5 protein-coding genes are annotated in these 9,645 nt (G+C 71.2%); 2 read left to right on the forward strand and 3 right to left on the reverse strand.

Going from position 1 to position 9,645, the window contains the following annotated elements:
* The coding region (locus AC1DVT_RS14350; RefSeq protein WP_477389719.1) for a 5-oxoprolinase subunit C family protein at positions 1-894 on the forward strand (894 nt) is incomplete at its 5' end.
* 8 nt (positions 895-902) lie between these two features.
* Here AC1DVT_RS14350 and AC1DVT_RS14355 read toward each other — a convergent pair.
* Genes AC1DVT_RS14355 through AC1DVT_RS14365 form a run of 3 tightly spaced genes read right to left on the reverse strand, consistent with a single transcriptional unit; the run spans position 903 to position 8,796 of the window.
* Complete coding sequence (locus AC1DVT_RS14355; protein ID WP_477389720.1) at positions 903-3,485, reverse strand: ATP-binding protein; 2,583 nt, start codon at positions 3,483-3,485, stop codon at positions 903-905.
* 7 nt (positions 3,486-3,492) lie between these two features.
* Positions 3,493-6,117: a DUF4062 domain-containing protein gene (locus tag AC1DVT_RS14360; RefSeq protein ID WP_477389721.1), complete on the reverse strand. Its 2,625-nt coding sequence runs from the start codon at positions 6,115-6,117 to the stop codon at positions 3,493-3,495.
* 57 nt (positions 6,118-6,174) lie between these two features.
* On the reverse strand, positions 6,175-8,796 hold the full coding sequence (locus AC1DVT_RS14365; protein ID WP_477389722.1) for a DUF4062 domain-containing protein: 2,622 nt from the start codon (positions 8,794-8,796) through the stop codon (positions 6,175-6,177).
* Between the two features lie 180 nt (positions 8,797-8,976).
* On the opposite strand from AC1DVT_RS14365, the gene AC1DVT_RS14370 reads away from it, so the two are divergent.
* Positions 8,977-9,309: a hypothetical protein gene (locus tag AC1DVT_RS14370; protein ID WP_457100459.1), complete on the forward strand. Its 333-nt coding sequence runs from the start codon at positions 8,977-8,979 to the stop codon at positions 9,307-9,309.
* The last annotated feature ends 336 nt before the right edge of the window (positions 9,310-9,645 follow it).

Here is a 9,645-nt window from a genome sequence, read left to right on the forward strand (position 1 = left end):
GGCACGGCGACCGGCGGGGCCGCCCGCGCGGGCATCCGCGTCCTCGAACCCGGGCTGCTCGCCACGCTGCAGGATCTGGGGCGTCCGGGTGCGGCATCCGTCGGCGTATCGACCTCCGGAGCGCTCGACCGTGGCGCCCTGCGCACCGCCAACCGGCTGGTGGGCAACCCCGAAGACGCGACGGTGATCGAGGTGACGATGGGCGGCTTCCGGGCGACGGCCGATGCCGACCTGTGGTTCGCGGTGACCGGCGCGTGGGGGAGCATCCGCCTCGGCGGCGTGGCGATCGACCTGTACGACGCCCATCGCTGGCCGGCCGGCACCGAGCTGCATCTCGACTGGTTCGGTCATGGCGCCCGCGCCTACCTCGCTGTCCGCGGTGGGCTCGACGGACCCGTGACGCTCGGCTCCCGCGCCACCGACATCCTCGCCGGCCTCGGCCCTCGTCCCCTCCGCGCGGGAGACGCCGTGCCGGTCCGCGGCGACGCGGTCGTGCCGATCCCGGCTGCCGTCCTCGCGCCGTGGGGCAGCCCGCGCGACGACGAACTCGTGGTGGAGCTCGCCCCAGGTCCGCGCGGCGACTGGTTCACGGCATCCGCCCACCGCACGCTGTTCGAGACCGTGTGGACCGTCTCGAACAGCGCCGACCGCATCGGCCTGCGCCTGGACGGCCCCGCGCTCGACCGTGCGCGCGACGGCGAGCTGCCGAGTGAGGGCATGGTCCCAGGGGCCATGCAGGTCTCGCCGAGCGGGCAGCCGACGATCCTGCTCGCCGACGGTCCGGTGACCGGGGGCTACCCGGTCATCGCGGTGGTGACGGATGCCGGACTCGACCTGCTCGCGCAGGCTCGGCCGGGCACCCGCGTCCGGTTCCGCCACGCACGGCCCACCTGAATCCGGTTTCAGGCGTCGTCGATGTTCGCGAGCGCGAACTCCGCGGCCTCGAGCGCGGACATCTCCCGCCCGCGGCGCATGGCCTCGCGCACCGCGGCCTGCTCGGCCGGTGCGGTCGCGGCGTCGAGATAGCGCAGATGGTAGACGAACTGCGCGGTGTCGTACATCGTGATCCGCTGTCTGATCGTCTCGGCGGCGCCGGCGAGGGTCGCGGCGACCACCACGTCTCCCTGCGACGCGGCGACCGCGCACAGACCCTCGACGGCGTAGGCGATCCCCTCCTCGTGATCCAGGCTCATCGACCGGCGCATGGTCTCGATGAATCCGCGGGTGGCGACCTTCGTGTCGCCCCCGAGCAGCCGCATGCGGGCGAGGTGGTGCCGCGCCACCGTCTGGGTGAACGGATCGTCCGCCGACGCGAGTGCCGCCTCGAACCGTCTGGTCGCCTCGACGGAGTCGCCGATGGCCCACGCGACGCGGCCCAGCGCGATGAGAGCCAGGGTCTCTCCCCAGCGCAGACCCTGCCGGCGAAGGCTCGCGGCGCTGCTTTCGAGCAGCGGGATCACCTCGCTGACGGGCTGGCCGAGAGTCGCCCGGGCAAGGCCCTCCGTCGCGTGCGCCATCGCCGCCCCGGCGTCGTCGCCGGTCGCGGCGAAAAGATCCGCGGCTTCCTGAAGACCCGCGAAGACCTCCGCGCCTTTGTCGGTCGTCCACATCTCCGACCACAGGTAGTAGAAGCGCGCGACCGCCCTGGCATGATCCGAGGGCTCCGGCACGCGCGCGAGCAGCTCTTCCATCCACAGTCGGACCTCGTAGAACAGCCCGCGCAGCCACCAGTACAGGTAGAGGCGCCACGCGATGTCAGTCGCGATGTCCGCGTCGCCGACATCGGTGAGATGCCGCACCGCGGTGCGCAGGTTGCCCCGCTCCAGGTCGAGTCGTGCCGCAGCCACGCGCTGCCCTGGCCCGGTGAGCTCGGGGGCGACGCGACGAGTGAGGGCATCGATGTAGCGAGCGTGCGCATCCCGCATCGCGCGCTCCTCGCCGCGCTCCACGAGCTGCTGGACGGAGTATTCGCGCACCGTGGCAAGCATCGCGAACACAGCCTCCCCGCCCACATCGGACTGCGACACGAGCGAACCGTCGATCAGGGCTTCGAGTGCGCCCACCGCGCGGGCCGCCCACACTCGCCCCACCCCGATCGCATCGACCGCGTCCAGAGTGAACCCGGCGGAGAAGACCCCGAGATCCCACAGCAGGAGCCGCTCATCCTCCTCGAGGAGTCCCGTCGACCACTCGATCGTCGCGGCCAGGGTGCGCTGGCGTCCCGGGATGTCCCGACTCGAGTCGACGAGCAGACGCAGTTTCGAGTCGAGGCGCTGCAGCACCGCCGCGGGGGTCAGGAGCCTCATCCGGGCTGCCGCGAGCTCGATCGCGAGCGGCAGGCCGTCGAGCGCCTGGCAGACGGCCACCACGGCCGGCGTGTTCCCTGCCGTGAGCGCGAAGTCCGGTTTCATAGCCCGGGCACGTTCGACGAAGAGCTCCACTGCGGGTGATCCGGCGGCGCGGGAGACGGACCCGGGCGCGGCGGCATCCGTCGCAGCCAGCGGCGGCACCTCGTAGACCCGCTCCCCGCGGATGCGCAGCACGATCCGGCTGGTCACCAGGAATACGGCGTCGGGTGCGAGCGTGTACAGTCGCACGACCTGGGCGGCGGCATCGACGATCTGCTCGAAGTTGTCGAGCACGATGAGCATGCGCCGCCCGTGCAGCGCGAGCGCGAGTCGATCGTCGAGCGGTCGCTCGCTCGCATCGCGGATGCCGAGTCCGTACGCGATCGTCGGGAGCAGCAGGTCCGGCTCGAGCACGTTCTCGAGCGCGATGAACACCGTTCCGTCCGGGAAGGCGGGCTCGGCGGCAGAGGCTGCTTCGATCGCCAGGCGGCTCTTGCCGATCCCGCCGGGGCCGAGGAGCGTCACGACGCGATGACGGCCGCTCGTGACCAACTCGAGGACGTCGGCCACTTCGCGGTCGCGTCCGATGATCCGCGAATACGCCGGCGGCATGCGGACGGCGGCACTCGCGGGCGGCGCTGTCGACGCCTGGGCGGCTGCGGCGTCGAAGCGCTCGGCCAGCAGCGTCGCGAGGTCGCCGACAAGCTGCTCCTCGAGCTGCTCGGGGGTCTCGAAGGGGAGGTAGGCCGCCGTGTCGTCCGCCCGGATGCGGTCGATCAACTCGTTCAGGCGGTCGTCGCGGTGTGCCGACGCCTTGATGTAGATGAGCTTCGGCATCGCCTGCGGCGCCAGGTTGTACTCGTCCTCCAGCCCCGAGACGTCCTCGTCGGGCGCGACCCACCCATAGCTGTCCGCATAGATGCCGACGAAGACATCCGACTGAGCCAGGTACGAGCGGTACAGCTCGCGCGGGGGATGCGGACGAGCGCCGAGCTCGAACATCACCGGGGCGAGGCGGAGCCGCTCGATCGCGCCACGCGCTGCCCGCCGCTCATCGGCGAGCTCCTTCAGGGTCGAGCTCACGAAGACACGGATGCGCTGATCCGGGGTGCGGATGACAGCCGGGGCCTCGGTCACGGCGAGATCACCACTCGGCGAGGGACTTGTGGATCGCACCGACGTCCGCCTCGGGCATCGCCAGGGCGATCGCCTCGGCGACGGAGAGCTCCGCGCCCCGCCGCTCCCCGGCGGCGACCGCCTTCGCATCGGTGGCGCGCATCGCGTCGAGCTGCGGCGTGTGCACGCGGAACGCCTCCGCGTCGAAGACGCCGATGCGATGGCGGATGGCGGCAGCAGCCGCGGACAGCGCGCCTGCTCGCTCCCCGTCGCCGCGGGCCGCGGCCACCGTGCACAGCCCCTCCAGCCCGTACGCGATGCCCTCTTCATGGTGCAGGCGGATCGAGACGAGGAGGGTGCGGATGCACGCCTCTTCGGCGGCCTCGACCTCGCCGCGCACGAGCAGGAGGCGCGCCTGATGATTGCCGGCGACCGAGAGCGTGAACAGGTCGCCGCTGGCCTCGGCGATCTCGATAGCGCGGCTGAAGTGGGCGAGCGCCTCGTCGCGCTGGTCGAGCAGCCAGGCCAGCCGCCCCTGCGAGACCTCGGTGATCCCCTCGGCCCAGGTGTTGCCGAGCGCGTGCAGGCGCTCCACCGCCTGGCCGAGTTCCCGCCGCGCCTTCTTCACGTCCGGCATCGGCAGGGAGAGCCGCGCCGTGGCCCGCGCCGCGATCGCCATCGCCGAGGCGTCCCCGTCGCCGCTCTCGGCGAAGAGCCGCACACACTCGCCGAGCCCGGCGACGACACCTTCCGACGGGCGCTGCCACATCTCGCCCCACAAGGCGAGGAACCAGGCCACCGCACGGGTGTGCTGGGTGATCGGCAGCTCCTTGGCGAGCAGTTCGAGCATCCACACCCGCACCTCTGCGAAGAAGCCCGCGATCCACCAGTAGATGAGCAGGCTCCACGCGTAGTCGCCGGCGTCGTCGAGGCGATCGGTGTAGACCAGGTGCCGCACGGCCGCCCGCAGGTTCGGCAGCTCCAATCCGAGCTGCGCCACCGCCTCGGCCTGGCCGGTGCCACGCAGCTCGGGCGCGAGCCGGGCGACGAGACCGCGGTAGTAGTCCGCGTGCGCGGCGCGGAGCACATCGGCGTCGCCGCGCGCCTTGAGCCTGCCCAGCGCGTACTCGCGCACGATCGCGAGCAGCGAGAAGACCGCGCGTCCGTCGATCTCGAGCTGCTTGACGAGGGAGCCGTCCACCAGGGCGGCGAGACTCTCGAGTCCCCGCCCTTCCCATGGGCGCCCGACGCCGAGCGCCTCCACGGCCTCGAGGCTGAAGCGCGTCGCGAACACGCCGAGGTCTTCGAGCAGCTCCCGGTGCACGTCGGGGAGCAGGCTCATGCTCCAGTCGATCGTCGCCCGCATCGTGCGATGCCGTTCCGGCAGGTCGCGCACGGCGGCCGTCAGCAGCGGCAGGCTCTGCTCGAGGCGCTGGGCGATCCCGTGCGGATTGAGCAGCCGGACCTTCGCCGCCGCGAGCTCGATCGCAAGGGGCAGGCCCTCGAGCCGCTGGCAGATCGCGGCGATGTCCGCCGCGTTGTCCTCGGTGATCGTGAAGCCGGGCTTGACGGCTTCGGCGCGGTCGACGAAGAGCATGCAGGCCGGGGAGCGCAGCACGCGGTCGAGGGTTGCGAGGGCTCCGGCATCCGGAATCGCCAGCGCGGCGACGTCGTACAGCTGCTCGCCCCTGATCCGCAGCACGATCCGGCTGGTGACGAGGAATTTCGCCGTCGGCGCCGCCGCGGACAGGCGCGCCAGCACCGGGGCGGCATCGACGATCTGCTCGAAGTTGTCGAGCGCGACCAGCACGCGGCGGCCCGCCAGGGCGTGCGCGATGCGTTCTTCGAGCGGGGCTTCGCCGTTGTCCCGGATGCCGAGCGCGTACGCGATCGCCGGCACGAGCAGACCCGGCTCGAGCACGCCTTCGAGCAGCACGAAGTAGACGCCGTCGGGGAAGAGGTCCTCGCTCGCGTGGGCGATCTCGATGGCGAGACGGCTCTTCCCGATGCCGCCGGGGCCGAGCAGGGTGACGATGCGGCTGTCGCCGGCGAGGAGCGCGCGCACCCGGGCGAGGTCGTCCGCGCGGCCGATCGTCGCCGTGTAGGGGACCGGGATCCGGGCGATGGGGGTGGCGCCCGCGGCGGGGCCGTCCGCCTGGGGCGACGTCCGGGATTCGTCGAAGCGCTCGGCGAGCAGAGTGGCCAGGTCGCCGGCGACCTGGTCCTCGAGATCGGCGGCGGTGACGAACGGGAGGTAGGCCGCGGTGTCGTCCGAGCGGATCCGGTCGATCAGCTCGTCCAGGCGCGCATCGCGGTGTTCCGACGCCTTGATGTAGATGAGCTTCGGCATCGATGAGGGGGCGAGGTTGTACTCGTCCTCCAGGCCCGAGACCGACTCGCCGGGTGCGACCCATCCGTAGCTCTCGCCGTAGATGCCGACGAAGACGTCGGACTGCGCGAGGTAGGCGCGGTACAGCTCGCGGGGCGGATGCGGACGGGCGCCGAGCTCGAACATGACCGGGGCAAGACGCAGTCGCTCGATCGCCGAGCGCACCGCCTGTCGTTCGTCGGCGAGTTCGCGCAGCGTCGAGCTCACGAACACCCGCAGATGCTGGTCGGGCGTGCGGATGGTGTCACGCGTTCGGTCGATCATCGTTCCCCCACGTTCGGGCCCTCCCCAGGGCCATCGAAACCTGCATCGCCTTTGACGTCATCGGTGCGCGAGCTGGTCCGGCGCCGGAGTGTCGTCGCCGTCCGGCAGCGCCAGCGCCACCGCTTCGGCGAGGCTCAGCTCCGCGCCGGCGCTCTCGCCGGCCGCCAGACCCCCCGGGTCGTGTTCGCGCAGCGCGGCGAGGTGCTGCGTCTGCATGAGCAGTGTCTGCACCTCGAGAATGCCGGTGCGCTGGCGCACCGTCGCGGCCGCCGTGGCTAACGCGCCGGTGCGCCAGGCATCGCCCCGCGCGGCGGCGACCGCGCAGATGCCCTCCAGGCCGTACGCCATGCCCTCCTCCCAGTGGAGTCGGGCCGACAGCCGCAGCACCTCGATGAACCCCGTCTCGGCGACCGCCTCGTCACCGCGGATGAAGTTCAGGCGCGACTGCRGATTCCCCGCCATGACATTCGTGAAGAGGTCGTCTCCGGCGCGGGCGATGCCCAGTGCCCGATCCAGATGCTCCTGCGCCTCGTCGAGCTGCCCCCTGATCCAGCAGAGTCGTCCGAGCACGACCTCGGTGCTCGCTTCGCCCCAGGTGTTGCCGAGGTCGTGCAGGGTCGCCGCCGCCGTGCGCAGCTCGTCGGCCGCGGCATCCGCGTCCAGTCCAGGGAACTGCATGCGCGCCGTGGCTTTGGCGGTCGTCGCCATCGCGGCGGCCTCTTCGTCGCCGCTCTCGCGGAACAGGCGCACGCAGTCATCGAGACCCGCGACCACCTGATCGGAGGGGTGCTGCCACATCTCGCCCCAGCGCACGAAGAAGCAGGCGATGCCCTTCGTGCGCGCGCTGAGCGTCTGCTGCTTTCCCTGCAGCTCCTGCATCCAGCGGCGCACCTCGGCGAACGACCCGGCGATCCACCAGTAGATCAGCAGGCTCCAGGCGAACTCCGCGGCCTCGTCGAGCCGGTCGGTCCAGATGAGGTGCCGCACCGCCGCGCGCAGGTTCGGCAGCTCGAGCTCGAGCTCGATGACGGCATCCGCCTGCCCGGTGCCGCGGAGCCGGGGGCCGAGGCGTCCAACGTACGCCGCGTAGTAGTCGGCGTGGAGGGCCCGCACCCGGTCCGCATCGCCGCGGGCGCGAAGGCGCCCGAGCGCGTATTCCCGCACGATCGCGAGCATCGAGAACACGACGCGGCCGTGCACGTCGGTCTGCTTGACGAGGGATCCGTCCACGAGCGCGGCGAGGGCGTCGATGACCTGTCCGTCCCACGAGCGCCCTGCGCCGATCGCCTCCACGGCGTCGAGGGTGAACCTCGTCGCGAACACGCCGAGATCCTCGAGCAGATCGCGTTCGGCATCCGTGAGCAGGCCGACGCTCCACTCGATCGTCGCGCGCATGGTCCGGTGCCGCTCGGGCAGGTCGCGTGAAGCGGCAGACAGCAGCGGCACGCTCTGCTCGAGCCGGGCGGCGATGCCGGCCGGAGTCAGAAGACGGATCCGCGCCGCGGCGAGCTCGATCGCGAGCGGAAGGCCCTCGAGGCGCCGGCAGATGTCCGCGATGTCGGCGGCATTGTCGGGGGTGACGTCGAACCCGGGCTTGACGGCCTGCGCGCGGTTCACGAACAGCGCGACCGCCGACGAGCGCGTGGCGCGGTTGAGGCTCGCCGGGAGCGACCCGGGCGGTGTCGTCAGCCGCTCCACCTCGTACACATGCTCGCCGCGGATGCGCAGCACGATGCGGCTCGTGACCAGGAAGCGGGCCAGCGGCGCGGCGCTGTAGAGGCCGACGAGCGTCGGTGCCGCCTCGACGATCTGCTCGAAGTTGTCCAGCACGATGAGCACCCGCCGATCGCGGAGCGCATGTGCGAGCCGTTCGACGATGGCGGCTTCGCCGTTGTCCCGGATGCCGAGAGCCGCTGCGATCGTCGGCAGCAGCAGCCCCGGCTCGAGCACGCCCTCCAGCGTCACGAAGTAGATGCCTGCGGGAAAGAGGTCGGCCGCCGCCAATGCGGTTTCGATGGCGAGCCGGCTCTTGCCGATCCCACCGGGGCCGACCAGGCTCACGACCCGGTGCGCGCCGCTCGCGAGGAGGTCCCGGATGGCGGAGATGTCCTCCTCCCGGCCGATCGTCGGGGTGGCCGGAGCGACCACACGTGCCGGCGGCGCGAGGTCGGGCTCCTCGTCGAAGGCCACGCCCCTGGTCTGATCGAACCGCTCGGCGAACAGGGTCGCGAGGTCTTCGGCCACGCGCTCGCGCAGCTCGTCAGCCGTCTGGAACGGCAGGTAGGCGGCGGTGTCGTCGGTGCGGATGCGCGCGATGAGCTCCGCGAGCCGATCGTCGCGCTTGTCGGATGCCTTGATGTAGATGAGCTTCGGCATCCCGCGGGGAGCCAGGTTGTACTCGTCCTCGAGTCCGGAGATCTCCTCGTCAGGCGCGACCCAGCCGTAGCTCTCCCAGTAGATCCCGACGAACACGTCGCTCTGGTGGAGGTAGGAGCGGTACAGCTCGCGCGGCGGGTGCGGGTGGGCCCCGAGCTCGAACATGACCGGGGCGAGCTGCATCCGCTCGATCGCCGCGCGCGCGGCGGCGCGCTCCTCGGCGAGTTCGCGCAGGGTCGAACTCACGAACACCCGGATCCGCTGGTCGGGCGTGCGGATCGCGGGGTGATGATCCCCAGTCATGTGCATATATTGCCCCCGCTCCGCGGTGGATGCCACGGGTTTCCGCGGATTCTGATCGCGGGAATTCAGCGGGAGGCACTTTCGGGGAGCCGCATCACGGGAGTAGCGTGCGGCTCGGCGGTGTGGGAACCGCCCGTCCGGGGGGACACACGTTTGCCGCCTTCGGGGAGGGATTCGATCATGAAACGCGTATCGATTGCGTGCGTCATCGCTCTGGGGATYGTCCTCGGCAGTGGGGGAGCCGCGATGGCGGGAGAGGTGAACGGGAACGGCGACGACATCCCCGGTGCGGGCAACGCCGCGTCGGAGTGTGCGTTCTCCGGCCTGGACACGGCCGACGACATCGAGGGGACCGGCCCTGAGGGCCAAGGCGACGACGTGTTCGCGAAGCGCGGCAACCAGAAGCACGGCTATCACGGTGTCCAGAACTTCGGCATGTTCCGCAGCGACCCCGTCGCGAAGCAGTTCGTCGTCGGGTTCAACCCCGGCATGGCCTGCCGCGGCAATATGTGACCACTCGGACAGCTGAGAGCATCTGACGGCAGCGCCTGCGCGCCCGGCCCCGCGGCCGGGTCCGCAGGCGCTGTACGTTTTCGGGGTTATACCGCAGCCTGGAGAACTTTTCAAGATTCGACTGGACACGGCGCGTCATCCGCCGTATAGTAGGTAGTTGCGCTCTTGGATTCCCCCTGCCCTCATATGGTGGTCGGCTGTGCCTGCGTGCCCCCCGCTTCTACGCCTGCGTGCGAGCGGAGTGTGGCGCCTGGCTCTCGGGGACGACGGAGCACTCCACCCTGACGACAAGGAAACGAGCCCCTGCCCGGGCCTCACGGAGGTAATCCCCTTGGC

Source organism: Microbacterium sp. P2_F9 (genome assembly GCF_056403635.1).

Coding starts and splice junctions, on each gene's coding strand:
- AC1DVT_RS14360 (WP_477389721.1), bottom strand. CDS start 6,117: ATGATCGACCGAACGCGTGACACCATCCGCACGCCCGACCAGCATCTG.